Genomic DNA, 21,135 nt, shown 5'->3' on the forward strand with positions numbered 1-21,135 from the left:
CAGTTTGGAGGGAATGAGATGATGGCGTTTATGAAGCGGCTCCGGAAACAGAGGGGGCGTACCAGCTTATTTTCAAGGCTAAGTGTACCGATCTTTGTACTGATCGTCACTTTCATTGCCCTTTTTTCAATCGCTTCAAGCTATATTCTCATTCGCGTACAGAACGACCATACCCGGCAGATGGCGGAGCAATCGATGAAATTTGTCTACCGCAATGTCAGGTACCAGTTTGATACAATGAGTAATGTCGCTGCATTTATTTTGGCGAACCAACCGATTGAAAATATGATAGAACGTACTCATCGCGAGCCGTACGAGGCAGTGGACGACTTGTTCGCGCTGCAAACGAATCTGCAAAGCCTTTCGCTGCTGTCGCTCGTTAACGATCTTGGCGTAAACGATGTGACGCAGCAGTCCTATACGATTTCGCTGGCGCTTGAAAAGGAGAGCGGGCTTTATCAGCTTGCGACGGACCGTTTCTACCCGACGACAGGGGTATTCAAGGCAGATGATCTGCAGAATGAGCAGTGGTTTCACAGCTTGGCCGAAGGAAGGCAACAGACGGTATGGTGGGGGCAAAAAACAGGCCGTTCGGGTGTGCAAATGATTTTTTCAGCTAGAAAAAAGACGAGCATCAAGGACGGGCGAACGATTGGCACAGTTATCGTCGGCGCGGATACGGGGAGCATCAAGAGCGTATTCAGCAACGCGCCATTAGAAAAAGGATATCATTTGCTGCTCGATGAGAAGGACAACGTTATTTTTAGCGAACGCTTCAGTTTTCTTGAATCGCTGGCCGAGCACCCGATCCTGCAGGATGTATCCGGTTTAAGCGGTTCCGTGGTGACGAAGGTAGATGGGGAAAAAGATCGGGTCATGTACGAAACGCTGGACAACGGGTGGAAGGTGTTTACCATTGTGCCGGAAAGCCATTTCGGCCAGTATACGCTTCTCATCTCGGCCATAGGCGCAATCACCGCGGCAGGCGCCTTGCTCGTTGCCGGCTTCTGGCTGCGCAGAATCGTTGTGCGCGTAACCGTACCGATTACCAGATTGGTCAATGCGATCCAGCGTCCGGAAGTCGTGGAGTTCAAGGAACCGCTGCCCGAGCAGCGTTCGGGCATCTACGAAGTCGATGAGCTGAACCAAAAATTTGCTTCGATGCTCGTAACGATTCGCGGCTTGATCGAGAAATCGTTTGCGGAGGAGATGGAGCGCCGCGAGCTCCAGCTGGAGCTGCTGCATGCCCAGATCAACCCCCATTTTTTATATAATACCCTGGATTTGATTAATTGCCGCGCGCTAATGTCCGGCGATATGGAGACAAGTCAAATCGTCCGCTCGCTGGCGAATGTGTTCCGTTTTGGCTTGAATCAGGGGCAGTCGCTCATCTCCCTTGGAGATGAGGTGAAGCAGGTCGAGGCCTATTTGCATATCCAGCAAATGATGCTGGAACAGCTGCAGGTGGACATTCAAATACCGGATAATTTGCTGTCCGTGACGGTCGTCCATCTTTGCCTGCAGCCGCTCGCCGAAAATGCGATTGTACACGGCTTTGCCGATCAGCCTGCGGAATGCCGCCTGACGATTTCTGCGCGCGTAGATGGAACGAGACTGATTTTGCGTGTGACAGATAACGGCAAAGGGTGCGATGCCTCGCAGATGAATCGGGAACTGAAGGAGCAGGCGGGCGAGCACTCAAGCGCTAACGGCAAAAGCGGGGGCACCGGTTATGGCACAATGAACGTTCATCGCCGGATTCAATTACATTGCGGGCAGGCGTACGGCCTGCGATACATTGAGGTGGAGCATGGAACGTGCGTGGACATTTTGCTGCCTTTGCGCCCGAGCTTAGCCGCACCTTGAGAGAGGAGTGAACAACCATGTTTAAGCTGCTGATTGTTGAGGATGTACGCACTGTACGCGAAGCATTGCTGCATGCTGTCGATTGGGGCAAAATGGGCATTCAACTGCTCGGAACAGCCTCCAATGGCGAGGAAGCCTTGGCGCTGATTGAGCGCGAGGCGCCGGATTTGCTGCTGACCGATATCGGGATGCCGCGCATGAACGGGCTGGAGCTGATCGAGAAGGTCAAGGAGCGCTATCCCGACATCCGCTGCATCATCTTGTCCGGATTGAATGAGTTTGAGCATGCGCGGCAGGCGATCAAGCTGCAGGTGCTGGAATATATTTTGAAGCCGATCAATCCGGAGGAAATCGAGCGGGTTATGGCCGCTGCCGTCGGCGATTTGCTGAGGCAGCAGGAGGAGCGGCGGGAAAAAGCGGCAGCGGAGCAGGTTATTAAGGAGGCTATGCCCAATTTGTCCCAGACGCTGTCGCTGGATGAATGGACGGGCAGCCTGAAGAAAAAGAAACTGGTGGAGCAGGCGATCAGCTATATCAAATCCTCCTATAACCGCAAGGAGCTGACGCTGTCCGACATTGCCGCGGCGGTCGGAATCAGTGATAAATACCTCAATACTTTGGTTAAAGAGGTAACGGGCATGACTGCCAACCATATGATTATCCGGCTCCGTATGGAGGAAGCGGCGAAGCTGCTGAAGGACCCGGTCAATAGAATCTATGAGATCTGTGAAAAGATCGGCTATGCCGACCAGGATCATTTTCGGGAAACGTTCAAAAAGCAGTATGGCCTGACGCCGACAGAATACCGCAACAGATTGTTGTAGCCTGCAAGATCGTTCCGTGGCGATAGCAAATAAATCCAGTATTGTTTGGTCTAGTCCTAGAAGGGGAACCAGGTTCGGGTGCAGCGGCACCCGCTAATCTGGTTTTTTGTGTTTTAATTGTTATTGACAACTGCGACAACTCGTCGTATATTCATTCTACGACGAGTTGTCGCAGTAATGATTAGAGGTGCGCGCCCAATGAAAAAATTAGGAAGACTGTCTGAAACAGAAATGGAAGTCATGGAGGCAATATGGGGAGTAGCAACTTCCGTAACGGTCAACCAACTTCTGGATATTTTTGAAAGTAAGGATTGGAAAACTTCTACGTTATCGACCATACTGAAACGGCTGATTGAAAAAGGTTTTTTGACAAAATCAATGAGCGGCAAGGTGAACTATTACGATCCTGCTTTGACATTCAGTGAATACAAGAAGCACGAGACCCAAACTTTTCTTAGCCGCTTATATAATGGGAAAGTGAAAAATTTTATTGCTGCTCTGGTTGACGAGGATGAACTTAATCAGGATGACATTACAGAGTTGAAAGAATGGTTCAAGCGTGAGGAGGGCAAGAAATGATGGGTTTCTTCCTATCTCTCCTCATTGCATCATTCGTCGGAACGATCATTTGGATGGTGCAAAGCTGTGTAAGGCCAATCACGCAAAAAGTGTTTTCGCAGACGTGGCATTATTATGCTGGCTTGATTCCTGTATTTTTTCTTCTTGGCGGTTCAGAAATCATAAACAGACTTATCTCTTTTATACGTTCTGTCATACCGGAGGCAGCCACAATTCCAGAGTCAGGATCGGTTGCAGAACATTACGCACACATCACTCCAATCGAGAAAACGGCAACAAGCAGCTCATTATTTATGCAGCAGCAGTTTGACTATCTGTTACGGCTCAATAACATAAAGGAATTTGTTCTGTTCGCAACTGTAATTTGGGCTGTTGGAGCAGCTGTCTTTCTTGTTTTTAACTTCAATAAATATAGGACATTTAAACGTTCGATCTTACAAGAAAGCCGGGTGTGTGATACGGTACAATGCCCTGTAAAAGTAATCATAAGTGCTGATGCAACAACGCCAATGGTTATGGGTTTATGGAAACCGGTTGTAGTATTGCCGGACACCCAATTTGGGGAAAAAGAGCTTGCCATGATCCTGTCCCACGAACTCGTTCATTTAAAGCGCGGCGATTTACTTGTGAAGTTAATGGTGCTTACTGCAAATGCAGTTCACTGGTTTAATCCGGCAATTTACTCGCTCAATAAACAGATAAATACGGTTTGCGAACTGTCTTGTGATGAAAAAGTCGTTCAGGAAATGGATATGGAAAACCGAAGGTTTTACGGTGATACGCTTTTATCCATGCTGGAGTATGGCGTTATGCAAAGAAATGTGGCTCTAACCAGCAGCTTATGCAATCCGAAAAAATATATGAAAAAGAGACTTTTAAACCTCATGAATGCGAAAAAAGCAAATAAGTCTATTATTATGCTTTCTCTTATTGCAACAATTGCATTGGTTGGAAGCGGCGGACTTGCTGCGCATGCCGCCGGATTGGCAGTGCCGGACATAGCAGTGCCGGATGCAACAATAGTAATGGTTGGACCGCCTAAAATTTCGACTGGTAAAGTACCTGAAGGCTATGGCCGCAATGTTTACGTTCAATTGGAGGATGGAACGGTCTTCTACTTCGATAAGGATGGGAATGTATCAGAGGTACCCGAAATGAGAAAAAGTTTATCGCCGCTGGAATATACCACTGAAGAGATTGTAGATATGATAAAACAATGCATTAAATATAATGCTCCCATACCTCCAGAACATGTTGATAAACTCCCCCAAAAATATTTGGATGAGATCAATGAGACTTATGGTTTGCAACTTAGACGCTCAGAAAGTTTAACCACCGAGGAGCTTGTTGATCAGGTTAAACGATCGATTAAAGATAATGCTGTACCTCAAGTATATGTCGATGCGCTCCCACAAAAAGAATTGAATGAGATCAAGAAGACTTATGGCTGGGATCTGCAAAAGTCAAACTAGAGAGACGTTAAGCTGAGACAGCCTGGCGAAGTTAAGTTAACAAAATAAATATTTAGCGGTTTAAACTTTTGACCCGATTTACTGATTCGAGGACCCTGTTAAGGTGCATCAAAACCTCAGGGCCGATATTTCCTAATCTGACATTTAGGTGACATATGTTTTATACAGATTGGTCTTACTGGCTGTTCATTGCCGTTGTCTCTGCTTCCTGCTTCGCGGCTCCTATTAAACTGCGGCCGTTTCTTATTATAATCGCCGGCTGCTTGTTTTATTGGTATTACGCGGGCCCCTTCCTCCTGGTGCTGTTAAGTGAAGCCGTTCTGATCGGCTGGGCAATGGCGCAGTTCGGGAAGACAGGCAGACGCTGGGTATATATCGTTGCCCTGTCGGGGGCAATTGCTGTGCTGATCTATTGCAAATATCGGGGGCTGCTGCTGCAGCCGCTGTTTGATCTGCTGCCGACCGCGGCCAAAGTGCATTTTCCGCAAGCGGATGACCTGATATTGCCGCTGGGTGTTTCTTATTTTACTTTCGAGCTGATTCATTATGTAGTGGAAAAAAGAAGAGGGACGCTGCCTGATCATCGTTTTGGCGACTTTTTAGCATTCGTGTTGTTCTTTCCGACTTTGTTCGCCGGGCCGATCAAGAGCTTTCAGCTGTTTCAGCCGCAGCTGGCAGCCCGTTACGAGCTGCGGCTGCAGCTTCAGGGAATTGGGCTGATCGTAAAAGGATTGTTCAAAAAACTCGTCATCGCCGGCACGCTTGAGCTGCTGGCCGAGCCGCTGTATTCGCCGGAAGGCTTCTCGGCTTCATCGCCAGCGCTGCTCTGGACGGCGCTCCTGTCCTATACTTTTGTCATTTATTTTGATTTTTCCGGTTACTCCGATATCGCGATTGGTACGGCCAGACTGCTGGGCATTGTCCTTCCGCCCAATTTTCGCAATCCTTATTTCAGCCGGAACATCGCCGAGTTTTGGAATCGCTGGCATATTTCATTAGGGAACTGGCTGACGAGGTACATCTACTATCCGTTGGGAGGCAGCCGATGTTCCGAATTCAGAACCTGCCTGAACCTGCTGGCGACGATGGCAGTATCGGGCTTATGGCACGGGGCGGCCTGGCATTTTGTTGTATGGGGAATCGTCCATGGCATGATGCTGTGCATATACCGCATATATGCTAAACAGATCAAAACCCGCTGGTATGTGCCCATCCCGCATTCACTCGCCACAGTACTCTCCGTTGGTTTTACATTCCTGTGCGTGACGCTCAGCCGCCTCTTCTTCGTCCTGCCGCTGCAAGAGGGCTGGTCGCTGGCGAGCAGGTTATTTCAATTTTAAATTTATGCACATAAGGGAGACGTGTTAAGTATATGTTAAAATCCCAGCTTGTCGTTGGTATTTTGCTTGCGGCGATCGGGATAGCGGTATTGGATCAGCTTGCGAAACCGGTCGTGGAAGAAATGAGAACGCATGTTATCTCTTATGCGGAGCGGGAGCTGCGAGTTCCCCCGTACGATGCAGTCGTTTATACCCCTTTATGGATCGAACATTTGCGCGGCGAATTGGACGGCAGGAAGCCTGTCATCGGATTTTTCGGTTCCTCGACAGTTTACGGGTCAACCGTGAAGAAGAGCCAGAATACGGCAGCAGGTGTATTCCAGAACGGACTGCAGGATTACAGGGTAGTCAATCTGGGGCTCAGCGGAGCCCGCTTTACAGATACTTATACCATTTTGCAGTCGATCATCGAGCAGGTTGATATCGTTATTTTTGAAATTAATTACGGTATGACGGTTGTAAGCGATAATGAACCGGAGGCAATCGCTTATCCGACGTTGGCCGGGAAGCTGGGTTATCCGATCAAGCGTGAATGGCTCGCGCCCTTCCCGGACAAAAACGAGCACTCTTTACCGGGCGGCCTGCACAGCTGGATTGCCTCCGGTCTGGATAGGGTCACTCTGTACCGCGAGCGTGACGTCCTCAGTTACTATTTGTTCAAAACCCGGACACCGAAAGAGAAAATTAGAAGAGAACTGGCCAAGCAAAGCGGAAAGACAACGCCTGCCGACCCTATGTACAAGGCTTATGACAGCATGACAAAGGAAAGCAAACAACGGATCGACCAGGGATTCCGGAAGCTGTACACCTGGAACAAGCCATTTTCCGAGGAGGACAGCTTCGGTCTGTTTATGATCGGCAAGACGCTGGACTTGCTGCAGCGCCACAACAAGAAGGCATTTTTCTATACCGCGCCGCTGGATTACAGCTTGATCCAGAACCGCAATCTGCTGCAATGGGACGATTATGAGCGCGTCATGGGAGTATACTGTAGTCTTGTCGAATCACGCGGGTATCCGTTCCTTGAGTTCAATCGGCGTACTCCCGTCATCCCTCACCACCTGTACCGCGATCCAACACATTTGACCGACGCCGGCAGCCGGCAGTTTGGAGAAATTTTGTTTCGGCAAATCGTGCCACAGCTGAAGGAGGCGGGCGATGTTTCGGCCTAAACGCTTTGCCCGCGCTGCGGTTTACTGTCTCGTTACAGCCGGCTATGCCATACTTTGGATGGCCTTCATACTCGGAATTCTTTTCTTTGCCTATGAACCAACAGCATTCATTTATATGAATTTCTAATGCCCGGCCGGGAGAAGAAGTCCTCCCTCCAGTTAGGAAGAGGGCTGTCCCTGACGTAGCTTGTCCTATACAACGTATGGTAATATAGAAATAAAGACAACAATAAGGATAAAGTCAAGCTATTTTTTGGAGGGAACTCTCATTTCTAACATTGCACTGAATGATGCCATGACCATGCTTCAGCAAACCAGCCGTACGTTTTACATTCCGATCAGCCGTTTGGAAGCGGAGTTGAAGGAAGCGGTCACATCCGGCTATTTGTGTATGCGGGCGATTGACGAGATCGAAGACCATGAACATTTGGACGATGCGATCAAGATTGATCTGCTGCGCGGAATACAGCACTGCCTTACGCTGGAGCGTCCGATAGAAGAGACGGAGCAATTTTTGACTCCGCATAAGGCAGTGCTTCCCGAAGTATCCTTCCGCTTGCCGGAGTGGGCGGGGTTGAGCCCTTCCGGAGCGGAAGAGATCGTACTGCGCTACACGGCGAAAATGGCCGGCGAGATGGCCGATTGGGTGGAGCACAAGTGGGCAATCTGTACGGAGGCTGATTTGGACCGCTATACTTATAGCGTTGCGGGCATGGTTGGCGAGATGTTATCAGAATTGTGGCTGTGGTTTGATGGTTCAACATCTGATCGGCAAAAGGCAATCGCTTTTGGACGGGGACTGCAGGCGGTTAACATTTTGCGTAATCGCAAGGAGGATCTTGAGCGCGGGGTCGACTTCTTCCCGGACGGCTGGGAGTTTAAAGACATGATCAAATATACCCGCCGCAATTTGAAGGAAGCAGACGCCTATATTGCCGAGCTGAAAAAGGGGCCTGCCGTCGAGTTTTGCAAAATTCCGCTGGCGCTGGCCAAAGCGACGGTGAAGCTAATTGCTGCAGGGGGCAATAAACTAACCCGTGATGCGGTGTTGAAAATTGTCGGAAAAATTGGCGGCTAGCATTTGAATGATAGGACAAATGAGCGTATGCTGTAAGAAGAGGCCATTTTAATGGGAGGGATTACCATGTTATATGCTCATGTTATTGTAGCTTTTGACGGTTCTGCACAGTCTTGGAAGGCGCTGGAGAGCGGCATCAAGCTGGTAGAGAGCGATCTGGCGGAACGTTTGACGGTCGTTCATGTGTACAGCTTCCCTTATCTGACATTGGCGGATGCCGTGATTACTGCATCCGCTCCGGTACAGAAGGAGCTGTATGATAAGGCGGAGGCGATGCTGGCGGAAGCAGCCGAGAAGATCGCCCATCTGCCTAATTCGCGCGCAGAGCTGCTTGAAGGCAGTCCGGCACAGTCGATCCTCGGCTATACCGAGCAAAATGACGGCAGTCTGATCATTATCGGCACCCGCGGCTTAGGCGGTCTGCGCGAGTTTATGATGGGCAGTGTCAGCCATAACGTTGCCCAGCACTCCAAGGTGCCGGTGCTTATTGTCAAATAGCTTTTACCCGTCGTAAAAACAGCCGGGCAAGAGGGTCTATGCTCTCCTGCCCGGCTGTTTTTTAGTGGACGCCCGATTGCTGCGATTGGAGGCGGCGGGCAAAGAATGCTGAAGCTGTCATAATAATAAGCAGTGCGACCGCACAGCCGGCAAATAGCCAGCGTGTGGCATCCATGCCGAAATCATCCATAAACCAGCCAGTCGCCTTGGGGAACAGCGCGCCGCCAATGCCGCCGGCGGCCATTAGCAGACTCGTGGTGCGTTCCACCCTTCCGGGAGCGGCACGATTTGTGAAGACGAGTGCGATAGCAAACATGCCTGACATAAATAGTCCGGTTCCGAAGGCGAACATGAACATCGACACTGTATCGGTCAGCCAGCCCATCATGATAAATAACAGTGCATTGACCGCACAGACGAAAATAAGGTAGGTTCCGCCGCCAAAGCGGTCAGCCAGCTGCCCCGAAATAAGCCGGCCGATCGACATCGCTCCCCAAAACAGGCTTAGCGCCAACGTTGCTGTAGATTCAGCCAGCCCGTTGCTTGCAACAAGTAATGAAGGCAAATAATGAACATAACTCATCTCCAGCCCAACGTAGAAGGAGAAGAAGAGAATGCCAGCAGCAAGCAGCGGAACCAGGCTGCGCCCGGCAATTGGGCTGGCGGTGGTGTGTCCGTGCTCCAGGGAAGAGGCCTGGTCGAATGGTTTGTTAAGCAAGGCAGGCCACAGCACGAGCCAGAGCAAAAGCGTGCATACAGCGATCAGGCCAACAATGCCAAAGGCAAACCTCCAGTAGCCTGCGTTAATTAATGCGGCCCCGGCAAAAGGCATCAACAGCGCTCCTACGCCGAAAAATACTTCAACACGGCTCATCGAGACGTTAGCTTTGTCGCCCGTGGCACCGATAATAAAGGAACCGACGACAGATTCTGTTGTACCGAAGCCAAAGCCGGCGAAGGGCGCAAGGGCGAGCATAACTCCCCAGGAGGGCAGCGACATGTATGAAAACTGAATCAGGGCCATTACTCCGAGGGCTGTGAGCAGCACTGCTTTTTTTCCGAATTTACGGATCAGCCATGGCGAACACATTATCCCTACCATACCCCCAAGAAATTGATGCATCACCAGTTGGCCGCCATCGCCATATTGAACCCCGTACGCATGGACCATCGGTTCCATGACAGTACCCATTACAAGCTGGCCAAGACCGACAGCCAAATAAGCAGCGCATCCCAAAAAAACAAGCCGGGTCATAACGGTCGGATATCTCCTTTCAAAATTGAACATCCCTACTACAATATCACGTTAAGGCTATCTTTCCTAATGTAATTTATATAAATGGAAGACTTCTTTTCAACCAGGAATTGGCTTATAATGGGGTGGATCTAGCAGAGGCGCCGCTCACCAATAACTGATGAAAGGGTGAAGAGCATTGCGCAAAATCGTTCAAGTATTGTTAGCATGCTTCTTGTTGCTGGGAGCGAGTCAGGTGTATATAGGCGCGGGCGCCGTCGCTGCAACTGCAGCGCCCCGGGCTATTCAGGGAGAGGCGGCCGGCAATGTCGTTACTCTTCAATTTGACCGGCAGTTAACGGCTGCAGGACAAAGCGGCGAAGCTATTCCGCAGGAGCTTTCCAGGCAGGGGGTGACACTAACCGGATTGACAGGTTATCGTATTCAATCTGTATATGCGATCGGCAATGAAATCAGGATTGTGACAGATCGGCCATTAACAGATCTGGATGCAGTAAATGTTCGCATGGAGGCCGGCGTAATTCCGCCGGCAGCAGGGCAGAGCAATGCAACCTTGGATTATCGAGTAGTAACTTTGCAGGGGCGGCTTGCTTTGCTGAATCAACTGGATCCGCAGCGAACCGGCTTTGGGATAAGGGAAGTCGTCAAGCTGCTTGCCGTGCAGCGGCCGGATAATATAGTCGGCAGCCCGGGCATCGATCAGGAGGACGCCCGCTATTTGTTGTCTATTATGGAAAATGCGGATGAACGCCGCGTCCAGGCGGCCGAGGAGCACTTGCAGGCAGCCGCTGAACAGGCAGAGCGTTTGATGGAAAGTGCGGGCGCGTTTTCCCGGGCACCGGAATGGCAAGCGCTGGCGTCTGCACGACAGACTGCAATTGAGGCGCTGAACAAGCCGGCTTCCGAAAGGGAGTTTAATCAAGTGACAGTCCGGCTATTGCAGGCAATGGATCAGCTGCGTTACGCGCATCAAGCGTCGCGGGAATTGCCGGAGCCGCTTGTATTCGCCGCGGCCGGCCTTATCGGGGATCATCATTTTGATTATCAGGACCACGCTGCGCTGCTTGACGGACAGGCGCAGGCAGAAGCGAAATTTGTCGTTTCCTTGCAAGCTCCATCCGGATCTTTTCATGATCTTCAGGTGGGGGATCGGATTATTATCCGAATGGGTACGGCGAATCCGGTTATGTTGTATACGCTGACAGGAGCGGATATAGCCAAGCTGAGTCAGCATGATGCTGAGTTACATATCGATGCCAAAGCGTTCTTCCTTGATTCGCGGCTTGTAGACGGAACTATCGAACCGAGCTTATGTATTTCAACCGCTCAAGCTGCTTCACAGATTAGCTGTACAAGCGCCGCGGTCCCGCTTACCGGCTCTCCGCAGTTTGTCATCGACCGCTCAGACCGGCAGCCGCCGCAGTTGTCGTTGTCCGCTGCCGGACAAATGCTGCTAGGTTCCTCCGTGACTGCGGAAAGCAGCAAGAAGGGCTATATTTACTTGGCGTATACTCAGATGGGACCAGGTGAATATCTGGAGCGGATCAAAGTTGAGGCTGGCCAGCCGCATACGTTTACCTTTGATTCATCCAAATTCGAAGCCGGCACAAGCTTGAAACTATATGCGATCGATGAAGCGGGCAATCAATCCGTCAATCAGGAAGTCATTCAACTCGGGCTGATCGTGAAAAACGGTGCCTCGCCGGCAAAGCTTGTCATTCATGATGATGCTATTTATGCAGACAAATCGATGACGGTTGGCGAGCTTCGTTCGGCGCTTTCCGCTGTCGCCGGTTTTGAAATTGAGGCGAATGGTACAGTGCTTGATCAGAGCGCCGATAGGACGCCAATTGCTGCCGGCATGACGGTAAGAGCGAGCGCTGGAGCGGCAAATGCAGTTTACAGCATACAGCCCTTGTTAGCTGTAGGCTCTACGGATGAGCTTCAGGGAGAATTGGATAATCCGGCGGGGGCAAGAGCCTTTTATTTGAATACAAATATGACGGATAAATCCTTTATCCTATCGGTTGCAGACAATGTGGTGCTGGCGTCTGCGGCTCCGATTGAGGTTGGCCTGCGCTATGTTGCCTTTGATGGCGGCGAATTGACGAAAGCCGGACCGGTGACGATTGCCGCATATGTGCAACTGACCAATAGTGCTGAAGACGATGCTGCGCTTGGTCGTTCTCTGGAATGGCGTACATTGACAGACCGGATTATCCTAGAGGGAAACAGCGATATGAAGCTGGATGGCTACACCGGCGAGTTGCGGCGCTTCGGCGATGAGGACCAAGGCTACTATGCGAGCGCGGACGGGCATGCCTTTGCAGCTGAAGAAGCGGGGTTAGCCGCAGCTTTGCAGGCTGGCAGGGTGAACCGTATTTATTTGACGAATGATATTTATTTGTCGGAGCTGCTTGTGTTCCCCGACCGCACTCTAACCTTGGCCGGCCGGAACCGGTCGCTCTATGTGCCGGATACAGCCGGAACGCATTATGGCGCTATTGAAGGTGTTGCCATTATAAAATAAAATAGCTCATGCGGCAAAAATGTAAAAACTCCATTCTTTCCCCGCAATGTATGCGGGGGAAAGGATGGAGTTTTTCTGCTTGCCTGCATCATAACAGCTGGCTTGGCCATAAAATGAGCGACTGATTGTCGCGTTCAGCTCCAAGCGCCAGCAGCAAGCGTTCTGCCTCTGTGCCTGAACCGGCGATTTTTTGGCCGTTCCACTGTTCAATCTTGAGCTTGCGCAGGGATTGCCGGCGAAGGAGGGTACCCAGCATCTCCTTCAAGCGGTCAGCATCCTGCAACGGCTCAGAGCTACCGCCCGCTGCAGACATATCGGTAATCCGTTTTCCGTTGTTTTCAACCCATAAGCGCCAGCGTCCCTGATCGAACACGAAAAAATTGCTGCTTTTGCGCGCGAAGCTCGCCCCTTTTGCCTGAGGCCACACAAGCGTTGCCCCATACGGATTGATAGGATCGACTGCCGAGACGATCATCAGCCCGGCCGTACGATCAGCCGCGGCCGGTACAGGCTCTCGCAAGGCGGCGATAAATTCGCGTCTGGCAAACTGCAGTGTCGATGTATCTTCGACAAGTATGCCGCGTGTCACAATACCCCAGTGCTCCAACTGGCGAAGTACAGGAAGAAGCTCATCCCACGGGTAAGGGCAGTGAAGGGCGGCGAGCTCCTTGGAAAGGATGCCGTAATTGTCCAGCAAATGCTGTGTCCAATGCAGGACGGAGCCGGATAGCCCGGCTCCTGCCGCGGCTATAGTAGTGTGCGCATGCCCAGGGACGAGCGGCTCATCCGCCGCCTCATCTTCGCCTTCTGCCAGTAAGGAAGACGTGCAATACCAGCGGCCTTGTCCGGATCCGGTTTTGGCCAGTTGCTTTCCTTTTGTTTGCAGCTGCAGGCGCAGCGGGGCAAATTGATCGTTGGAAATATGGCCTTCCCACACCAGGTCCATCAAGTCGCTGAGCAGCGCGGATGGCGCCAAGCCTGTCTCGCGGGCGAGCCGGGTAAGAAAGCTCGCGCCGCTTCGCTGCAGCAGGGCAAGCAGCTGCGGATGCTTCGTTTCGGCTGTCTGGCTGCCGGTCCTGTGTGAAAGATAGGGCATATAGAGCGGCTTGGCATCGGCGAGGAAGAAAGCGATTTTTCCTTCTTTCTCATCCGCCTGCTTTTTTCCGAGCCATATAATTTCACCGGAAGCGCATAGCAGGTCGAGATCTTCTTTGCGGTAGCCGGTCACACGCGCAGGGAAAATCAGACTTTCCCAGTGAGCTGCCGGCAGGTACAAGCCTTGCATCCGGGCGATGACAGCACGAAGTCCATCCATACCGCTTAATTGAGTGCCGGGCCATGCATGCTGGAGTACAGCCATTTGGATGTACCAGCGAGATGCGGCGGCAGGTTGGGCTTGCTTTCGCGCCTGCTCAATCGTTAAACGGATCAGCCGTTTGGCTATTTGAGCGCTTGTCCATATTCGTTCCCGCTCATCTGCTGCAAAAGGAGCCTGCTCAATACGCTCCATAGCCAGCAACCGGTCGATAATATAAGCCGCTTGCGCCGGAGTCAAATGATAGCGTTCCTGCAGCTCGCTATCGGTAAAGGAAAGGCGATGGTCGGCATAACGGCTGATGATGAAGTCGATCACGTAATCGGAGACAGGGAAATCGTCGTATATTTGCTGCTCCTCTGCGCAAATCCAGCGTTTCCCGCTGCCTTCGCCAAAGGCGATGGCCGCTGCGCGCTGCTGCTGCGCCAAAAGGCCGAGCCATTGCTGCAGCTGACCAGGACGCTCAGTCAACTGCTCCAGCTCCTCCTCTGTCAGATCGCCTCGCAGCTTCAACAGATCGTAGACGGCTTCGGGGGATTCGGGCTGCTGCCGCAGTGTCTGCAGGCGTTCTTTTTCCGCTTGTTTAATGCCTTCGTCTATACCGTGCTGTTCGCTGAGCCCAAAAACTGCGCCGGCTGCCTGTCTGCTGAGCTGTTGGAGCTGCAGGCGCGTAGCGTCGCTGAAGCCGTCCCCTTCATATATTTGCGTGTTGACATAATCGGCCAAAAACTGTAAAGCAAACGGTGAAGGCCCTTTAGTTTCCTTTACGATAATTTCGATCCGACCTTCACTGATCGCCGTCAGCAGCTGCTTTAGCCCTTCGCTGTCCAAATACAGATGCAGGCATTCTTGAACGGCCTCCTGCAAATAAGGGAAATGCTCGGCATATGGAAGTGCCTGTTTCAGCAGCTGTTCGCTGCGCAGCCGTTTTTGCCAGAGCGGCGTGCGCGTGAAGCTGCGCGACAGCAGCAAGGATGTCTCGGCAATTCGCCGGAAAGAAATCGCCAGCATCGGCGACCCGGTCACGGCTTCCTGCAGCAGGGCATCGACTGTTGCGGGAGTAATATGCCAAATGGTTTGCAGCCATGAGGCATCTCCGTCCGGGACGACGATTTCGATTCCGTTGTCTTTGGCGTTGCCGTAAAGCTTGTAGGGCAGCATTTTCTCGAACTGCCGCTCGATGGCAAGCAGCCAGGTGCGGTTGAGCGTTCGCCCGAAAGGATTGTGAATAATGATCCGCTGCTGATTAGTCAAATCCTTGTAGTGCTCAATTACGATCCGCCGCGCGGTCGGCAGTGCAAGCATATTATGCTGCACGCGTATCCATTCAATAAGCTCCTGTGCGGCGGCGGCTTCAAGGCCGTAATCGGCCTCCAGCCATTGCATTGCCGCATGAAGCAGTGCGGGCTTGATTGATGCGGCCGCGGCAGGGGCGGACTGAGGCAGCTCAAGGCGCTGCTCCAGTTGTTCGATGAAGCTGCCGAGCTGCATGCCGGCTTCCACGCTTCGCCCTCCCGGCTCGGCCCGCCAAAATGGTATTTCACTATACCGGTTAGGCGCTTCCTGGACATAGACGCGATCCTGCTCGATCCGGCTCATCATCCAAGAGGAGGTGCCAAGCTGGAATACGTCGCCGGCGCGGCTTTCATGCACATACTCTTCATCCAGCTCGCCAAGGTGAATTCGGCTGTCGGCATGATGGACGGAATACATCGAGGACTGAGGGATTGTGCCAACCCCGGTAATAGCGGAAGCGGCCGTGTTTCCGCGTTTGGTCAGCAGTCCGCTGCTGCGGTCCCAGTCCAGCAATGGCCTGGAGAACGGATAAAATCCGGACAACACCTGCAGTACAGCCTCCAGCTCCATCCGGGTCAACGGGCGATAGCATTCACTGCCGGCAACGAGCAGAAATAATGCGTCCACCGTTATCGGGGCAGCCGCGACGATGGCTGTCACTTGCTGGGTGAGCACATCCAGCGGACGCTGCGGCAAGCGTATTTCGGCAATATCCCGCCGGATGATGCTGCGGCGGAGAACCGCTGCTTCGGCCAGCTGTCCCTTGCTTCTGACGATAATGAAGCCGCGGCTTACGTCGCCAACGGAGTGGCCGGCCCGCCCGATGCGCTGGATACCGGCTGCCGCATCGGGCGGCGGATCGAGCTGCAGCACAAGGTCGACATGCCCGACATCGATGCCAAGCTCAAGCGAAGAAGTAGCGACCAGACAGCGCAGATCGCCATTTTTCAGCAATTGCTCGACCTCAAGCCGCCGTTCGCGGGCGAGGCTGCCGTGGTGAGCACGGGCGAACTGGTAGCCGGTATGGTCGTTCAAGCGCAGGACGAGCCGTTCACATAAGCGGCGGCTGTTTACGAACAACAAGACTGAGCGTGCAGACTGCATGAGGTGCATCAGCATGCTGATTATCGGCGTCCAGGCGTTTTCCCTGTTTTGCAGCTGCTCGTCATATTCCGGCATCATGACTTGAACCTGCATAGCTTTCGTCATATGGCTTTCAATAATGGTTACAGGCCGCGGCTCCGCTAAAGCCGACTCCCATCCCCCCAAGAAGCGGGCGATGCGCTCTAGCGGTTTTTGCGTAGCAGATACTCCGATGCGCTGAACTTTGTGAGGACAAAGCGCAGTCAGCCGCTCCAGTGAAAGGGAAAGATGGGCGCCGCGCTTATCCCCGGCGAGTCCGTGGATTTCATCGACAATAACAGCTGTCGTCGTTTGCAGCGCGCTGCGTCCTTTTTCTGCAGTCAGCAGCAAATAAAGCGATTCGGGAGTCGTAACGAGTACGTCCGGCGGCCGGCGCAAAATTTTGGCGCGTTCGCTGGCTTTCGTATCGCCGGTTCTAACGGCGGAAGAAATGGACGGCCACCGGCCTTCTGCAGTATTGGCGGCATAAGACTCGATTTCTTCTATAAAATGGAGCAGGTGCTGATGAATATCATTATTTAAGGCTTTGAGCGGTGTGACATATAAAATGCGCACCCCAGGCTGCCAGCTGGCTGCGGCAGATTTCCCCTTTACCAGCTTATCCAGGCAAGGGAGCAGGGCGGCTAGTGTTTTTCCCGATCCTGTCGGCGCGGCAATAAGGGTATGATCACCTTTTGCAATGGCTGACCAGGCTTGCAACTGCACGTCGGTCGCCTGGCCGAAAGTAAGCCCGAACCATTCGGCCAGGACGGGATGATAGTTGGACAGGGTCACGGGAAGCGTCTCCTTCATAAACAAGAATATAATCACAGGATCGGATTGCTGCTTCTATTATATACTTGAAAATAACAAGACCACAGCTTGTCCGTCGCGAAAGACAAAGTAGCTGTGGTCTTATTAGGCATCCTTAAAGGATGCTTTAGTCAACGTCCTGATCGTCTACAGGCTCATCAGTAGGCTCGTCGGCGTACTTTTCGAACGTTTCCGTGCTCATTACACGGCGAGCAGTTACATAGCGTTTTTCATAATAGGAATCGCTCAGGCCGCTTATAGTTACACCTTTGCTGGAGGAAGAATGTGCAAACTTGTTATCTCCAACATAGATGCCAACATGCGAAATGCCCTTGCCGCTCGTATTGAAAAATACGAGATCGCCGGGAATGAGGTCGCTTTTGGCTACTTTTTTGCCCAGCTTGGATTGGGATCCGGATGTGCGCGAGATTGAGACGCCGATTTTTTTAAATACGTACATCGTAAATCCGGAGCAATCAAAACCCTTTGTAGTCGTTCCGCCATAATGATACGGCGTGCCGATCACATCGCTAATAATGCTGTCCATCTTTGACTCGGCCGCGAAGGCGCTTGCAACTTGGAATACAAGCATTAAAGAGAGGGCGATCAGCAAAGCAGAAAGCTTTTTCAAAACAAGGTACTCCTTCCAACGCCTACGAGGTTAGCTGTGGGGTTCGGTTGAAGGTCCCCTATGATCTCTCTCCTCCAGTCCTTCATTAAGACAGAGGACGAGATCAATTCACCCAAAGATGGTTCCCCCGTTTCTCTCACGAGAATTCGGCAAATTTTTCATTTCCGGGAGTATAAATTCGCGTATTTTTGCATTTTCCCTGCTAAGTTCACATAATGTTCACAAATTAGAATTCTAAGAGTGCAACTTTTTGCGATTTTAATCGTAAAGGCCGAAATTTTCATAACGAAAACAGGCTCCGCTGCTGCGGAGCCCGTTCTTCACCAATTATGTATCTGTGCGGAGGGTTTCATATTGGGCGGCGATTGTCCATACTTTCATCAGGGTACGTATCAGATAATAGGTTTGATTTACAATGAGTGCGACAAGGCCGGCCAGCATCATGGAAACTGAGGTCACTGTGGCGCTGACAAAAATGCTCATTAGCCACATCATAAAGGAAATTGCAAGGAAGGGGAGTATGCGGCGCAAGGCCGTCCATAAGGTGCGCCAAATCCCGGTTCCCGATACAGCGCCAAGCTGCATGGCCAAAAACAGAAGATGCAGCAATACGGCCCAGGCCAGCCAGCCGGCAATGTAAGGCATCATTTCCTCCAGCAGCCCGGTCAGCGATCCGCTGGAAACCAGCAGTTTCCACGCTAGGGGCAGCAGCCATGCAAGTGGTGTCAGCATGAGGAGCGTTTCGATAAAATAGAGCAGTGTAATTGGCCTCCAGGCGGTGCGGATTCCTTGCAGAAAATGCGTATTGCCATCATCGTTTGTGTGGCATAGGGAATAGAGGAGGCCGGCATTGATGATCGGTGTTATTAATATACGCACTCCCAGCAGGCCGCCAAACAACCATAAATAGGGCGAAATGAGATCTGTCTTCATCAGCCGAAACTGGGCCTCGGCCAGAAACAAGGGTATAGCACTATCGATGCCAAGGGTATCCGGGAATCTGCGGAGCAGCGGCACTACGATCGATTCGACAGTACGATAGATGAAGAAGCCCCATATCAGTTCATATATAAACAAGGCGATCATAATGTAGATGTGCTTAAATGTCAGCTTCCAGCCCCGTTTGACATAATTTTTCATGCTAGCGCCTCCTTTCATTACTGCTTTATGATGAATTACCACGCTACTGTGCCGAATAGCCCCTCGACCAGCTTGCTGACCATCAGACTCCAGCGTGTGCGGGTTTTTTCAGGCAGCTCGGCTTTCATAAAGTTGTTGATATGCTGGTTGTCCAGAACATTCGTGCCGTGGGGATCGACGGCAGCCCATAGCAATGGCGAGTCATGCAGCAGTCTGTACTGGATGTGGGCTTCTTGTCCGTCCCATTTTTTCGTGAGCGTGGTGCCATCAGCAAACTTGAACAAAATGGGGAGCGGTCCGTAAATGCCGCCATTCCTTTTAATCAGGACGCTTGATTCATACTGCTGCTTATTCCCCTCGGATTGTACGGCGCGCACTTGGATCGCTTCTACGGAATAATCGGCCATAGCGTCGCCATACACGAACTGGCTGAAATAGTCGTTCCATTTTGTTTTCGTCACCTCTTCGACCACTCGCTGAAAATCGGCCGTCGAAGGATGCTTGAATTTATATTTCTGAAAGTAAGTGCGCAGAATCTTCCGCATTGCTGCGTCGCCGACTTGGTTTTCAATCCCGGTCAGCACGAGCTTGGCGCGCATATATACATTTTCGGCATAATGATTATGGTCATGGTAGGACCAGGCGAGCTGTTTCAGCGGTGCAGGATCGGTCATATAGCTGGCTTCGAGCGCAAGATTTGGCGTGACGCCGTATTCGCTTTCCATCACTTTATCTTCGGCATAGGAAGTGAAGCCTTCGTCGAGCCAGGCCTCCTCGAATTCATTGGTAGCGACCATGCCGTACCAGTATTGGTGGCCGATTTCATGCACGACTGTTCGTTCAAGCTCAAAGCCCGGGTTCTCATTATCGGCGGAGAAGGCTGTAACAAGTGTAGGGTATTCCATTCCTCCCGCCCCGTTCCCCCCTTTTGGCGGAACGACTATAGACAAGGTTGAATAAGGGTATGTCCCATACCACTGCGCAAATTTAGTCAGTGCGGATTTAGCGGCATGCATATAGCGGTCCTTCAGCTCGGCATGAAGCGGATCAAGATAGAGCTTGATTCTTACGCCCGGCACGCCCGTTGTAGAGAAGGGCTCTTCTGCATAAACAAAGTCCGGAGAAGCAGACCAGCCAAAATCGTGCACGTCATCTGCATAAAATTGATAGGACTGCCGCCCATTTTGAGTGATTGGCGCCCCTGATTGAAAACCTGTGGCAGCAACCTTATAACCGTCAGGCACATTTATTTTCACGCTGTAGGTGCCAAAATCGCTGTAAAATTCGGAATTTCCATGATATTGATGCACATTCCAGCCTTCACCCGTTCTGCCGCGCATGCCTGACGGTTCAAAAACGGCCAGTTTGGGAAACCATTGCCCGGCCATTATGAAATCGCCGGCATAGCCCATGCGGGCGAAAACCTCCGGCAGCTGTACCTCAAACTTCATTCTCAAGGAGACGCTTGCTCCCGGGGCAACGGCTTCTGGCAGGCGGAGCTTGGCCAGCGTAAAATCGTTTGTATTTCCGTCGTCAGGCTGGACGTAATGCAGTCTCGGGAGGAGGCTTTCTCCCTGGATTGTCTCAAGTGATTCGATGCGCATAGAGCCAATGCTGGATGCGGTCGCTTTATCATTGCGCAGCCGCCCTCCGGATTCCTGCATAAAGGTAGAATCTGACGAGCGGAAGGCATTGGGGTAAAGGTGAAAGTAAAGCTCGGATACCGGCTTGCGCCCGGGATTTTTCCACGTGACGGTCTGGGTACCTTGCAGCAGCTTGTTTTCTTCTTGCAAGCTCACTTCGATATGGTAATCGACGATTCGCTTGCTCAGCTCGATTTTAGTCTTCTGAATGGGGATTTCTTCTTCCTTGGACCATACCTGGCTCCCAGCTTCATCTCTCGAGACTGAAATAGCTGCGGCAGGGACGAGCGCATCTGCATTGGCGTATGTATATTGTGAAACCCAGGCCGAACTAAATCCTTCTCGTGCGGTTACGCCGACCAGAACAGCTAGAAGAGCAAGCATTAGTAAACGCTTAGTGTGATGTGGCGTCATTGAACGATTCCCTCCCGTTGACAAGCATCTACAGCATGTATATGTTTGCTTTTCACAGATTATTAGCTAAAATGGAATTAAAGTACGGACAGGCGTTAAAACTGTGCGTGAGCGCGCAGTTTCAATATAGTGGAAGGCGGGGAAAGC

The 21,135-nt window shown here is 51.6% G+C and carries 15 protein-coding genes and 1 riboswitch; of the genes, 10 read left to right on the forward strand and 5 right to left on the reverse strand.

The genetic code is table 11. The features are described 5' to 3' along the window. Positions 1-18: 18 nt before the first annotated feature. From ACFQ0N_RS14555 to ACFQ0N_RS14595, 9 genes are all read left to right on the forward strand, one after another. Complete coding sequence (locus tag ACFQ0N_RS14555; RefSeq protein WP_379327233.1) at positions 19-1,866, forward strand: cache domain-containing sensor histidine kinase; 1,848 nt, start codon at positions 19-21, stop codon at positions 1,864-1,866. A gap of 17 nt (positions 1,867-1,883) precedes the next feature. Next, positions 1,884-2,690, forward strand: coding sequence for a response regulator transcription factor (locus ACFQ0N_RS14560; RefSeq protein WP_379327235.1), 807 nt, complete (start codon positions 1,884-1,886; stop codon positions 2,688-2,690). Between the two features lie 198 nt (positions 2,691-2,888). Continuing rightward, a complete protein-coding gene (locus ACFQ0N_RS14565) occupies positions 2,889-3,269 on the forward strand; it encodes a BlaI/MecI/CopY family transcriptional regulator (protein WP_379327237.1) in 381 nt (126 codons plus the stop codon). Beyond that, a complete protein-coding gene (locus ACFQ0N_RS14570; RefSeq protein WP_379327239.1) occupies positions 3,266-4,741 on the forward strand; it encodes a M56 family metallopeptidase in 1,476 nt (491 codons plus the stop codon). Before ACFQ0N_RS14565 ends, ACFQ0N_RS14570 begins: the two co-directional genes overlap by 4 nt. Positions 4,742-4,896: 155 nt before the next feature. After that, positions 4,897-6,081 carry an MBOAT family O-acyltransferase gene (locus tag ACFQ0N_RS14575; protein WP_379327241.1) on the forward strand — a complete coding sequence of 395 codons (1,185 nt, stop codon included), beginning with the start codon at positions 4,897-4,899 and terminating at the stop codon, positions 6,079-6,081. Positions 6,082-6,113: 32 nt separating this feature from the next. Then, a complete protein-coding gene (locus tag ACFQ0N_RS14580) occupies positions 6,114-7,253 on the forward strand; it encodes an SGNH/GDSL hydrolase family protein (protein ID WP_379327243.1) in 1,140 nt (379 codons plus the stop codon). After that, entirely contained in the window at positions 7,240-7,380 is a 141-nt protein-coding gene (locus tag ACFQ0N_RS14585) for a hypothetical protein (protein WP_379327245.1), read from the forward strand. The genes ACFQ0N_RS14580 and ACFQ0N_RS14585 overlap by 14 nt, the downstream gene beginning before the upstream one ends. Before the next feature lie 168 nt (positions 7,381-7,548). After that, on the forward strand, positions 7,549-8,331 hold the full coding sequence (locus ACFQ0N_RS14590) for a squalene/phytoene synthase family protein (RefSeq protein WP_379327247.1): 783 nt from the start codon (positions 7,549-7,551) through the stop codon (positions 8,329-8,331). Between the two features lie 66 nt (positions 8,332-8,397). Further along, entirely contained in the window at positions 8,398-8,829 is a 432-nt protein-coding gene (locus ACFQ0N_RS14595; protein ID WP_379327249.1) for a universal stress protein, read from the forward strand. A gap of 61 nt (positions 8,830-8,890) precedes the next feature. Here ACFQ0N_RS14595 and ACFQ0N_RS14600 read toward each other — a convergent pair whose 3' ends face one another. Continuing rightward, positions 8,891-10,084, reverse strand: coding sequence for an MFS transporter (locus ACFQ0N_RS14600; protein ID WP_379327251.1), 1,194 nt, complete (start codon positions 10,082-10,084; stop codon positions 8,891-8,893). Between the two features lie 235 nt (positions 10,085-10,319). On the opposite strand from ACFQ0N_RS14600, the gene ACFQ0N_RS14605 reads away from it, so the two are divergent. Beyond that, positions 10,320-12,614, forward strand: a complete 2,295-nt coding sequence (locus ACFQ0N_RS14605) for a hypothetical protein (protein ID WP_379327253.1) — start codon at positions 10,320-10,322, stop codon at positions 12,612-12,614. Between the two features lie 88 nt (positions 12,615-12,702). On the opposite strand, the gene ACFQ0N_RS14610 is transcribed toward ACFQ0N_RS14605, so the two are convergent. The 4 genes from ACFQ0N_RS14610 to ACFQ0N_RS14625 form a co-directional block, all read right to left on the reverse strand. After that, on the reverse strand, positions 12,703-17,142 hold the full coding sequence (locus ACFQ0N_RS14610; RefSeq protein WP_379327255.1) for a DEAD/DEAH box helicase: 4,440 nt from the start codon (positions 17,140-17,142) through the stop codon (positions 12,703-12,705). A gap of 145 nt (positions 17,143-17,287) precedes the next feature. Continuing rightward, the gene (locus ACFQ0N_RS14615; protein WP_379327257.1) at positions 17,288-17,791 is read right to left on the reverse strand and encodes a C40 family peptidase; all 504 of its coding nucleotides are present in this window, start codon (positions 17,789-17,791) and stop codon (positions 17,288-17,290) included. A 4-nt stretch (positions 17,792-17,795) separates the two neighbouring features. Then, a riboswitch (cyclic di-AMP (ydaO/yuaA leader) is annotated at positions 17,796-17,953 on the reverse strand. 165 nt (positions 17,954-18,118) lie between these two features. Continuing rightward, positions 18,119-18,931, reverse strand: coding sequence for a hypothetical protein (locus ACFQ0N_RS14620; protein ID WP_379327259.1), 813 nt, complete (start codon positions 18,929-18,931; stop codon positions 18,119-18,121). Positions 18,932-18,966: 35 nt separating this feature from the next. Continuing rightward, on the reverse strand, positions 18,967-20,988 hold the full coding sequence (locus ACFQ0N_RS14625; RefSeq protein WP_379327261.1) for a M1 family metallopeptidase: 2,022 nt from the start codon (positions 20,986-20,988) through the stop codon (positions 18,967-18,969). Positions 20,989-21,135 lie beyond the last annotated feature (147 nt).

The sequence above is a fragment of the Paenibacillus sp. GCM10027626 genome (assembly GCF_042676285.1).
Lineage (GTDB): Bacteria > Bacillota > Bacilli > Paenibacillales > Paenibacillaceae > Paenibacillus_Z.

Coding starts and splice junctions, on each gene's coding strand:
- ACFQ0N_RS14555 (WP_379327233.1), top strand. CDS start 19: ATGATGGCGTTTATGAAGCGGCTCCGGAAACAGAGGGGGCGTACCAGC.
- ACFQ0N_RS14560 (WP_379327235.1), top strand. CDS start 1,884: ATGTTTAAGCTGCTGATTGTTGAGGATGTACGCACTGTACGCGAAGCA.
- ACFQ0N_RS14565 (WP_379327237.1), top strand. CDS start 2,889: ATGAAAAAATTAGGAAGACTGTCTGAAACAGAAATGGAAGTCATGGAG.
- ACFQ0N_RS14570 (WP_379327239.1), top strand. CDS start 3,266: ATGATGGGTTTCTTCCTATCTCTCCTCATTGCATCATTCGTCGGAACG.
- ACFQ0N_RS14575 (WP_379327241.1), top strand. CDS start 4,897: ATGTTTTATACAGATTGGTCTTACTGGCTGTTCATTGCCGTTGTCTCT.
- ACFQ0N_RS14580 (WP_379327243.1), top strand. CDS start 6,114: ATGTTAAAATCCCAGCTTGTCGTTGGTATTTTGCTTGCGGCGATCGGG.
- ACFQ0N_RS14585 (WP_379327245.1), top strand. CDS start 7,240: ATGTTTCGGCCTAAACGCTTTGCCCGCGCTGCGGTTTACTGTCTCGTT.
- ACFQ0N_RS14590 (WP_379327247.1), top strand. CDS start 7,549: ATGACCATGCTTCAGCAAACCAGCCGTACGTTTTACATTCCGATCAGC.
- ACFQ0N_RS14595 (WP_379327249.1), top strand. CDS start 8,398: ATGTTATATGCTCATGTTATTGTAGCTTTTGACGGTTCTGCACAGTCT.
- ACFQ0N_RS14600 (WP_379327251.1), bottom strand. CDS start 10,084: ATGACCCGGCTTGTTTTTTTGGGATGCGCTGCTTATTTGGCTGTCGGT.
- ACFQ0N_RS14620 (WP_379327259.1), bottom strand. CDS start 18,931: ATGAAAAATTATGTCAAACGGGGCTGGAAGCTGACATTTAAGCACATC.
- ACFQ0N_RS14625 (WP_379327261.1), bottom strand. CDS start 20,988: ATGACGCCACATCACACTAAGCGTTTACTAATGCTTGCTCTTCTAGCT.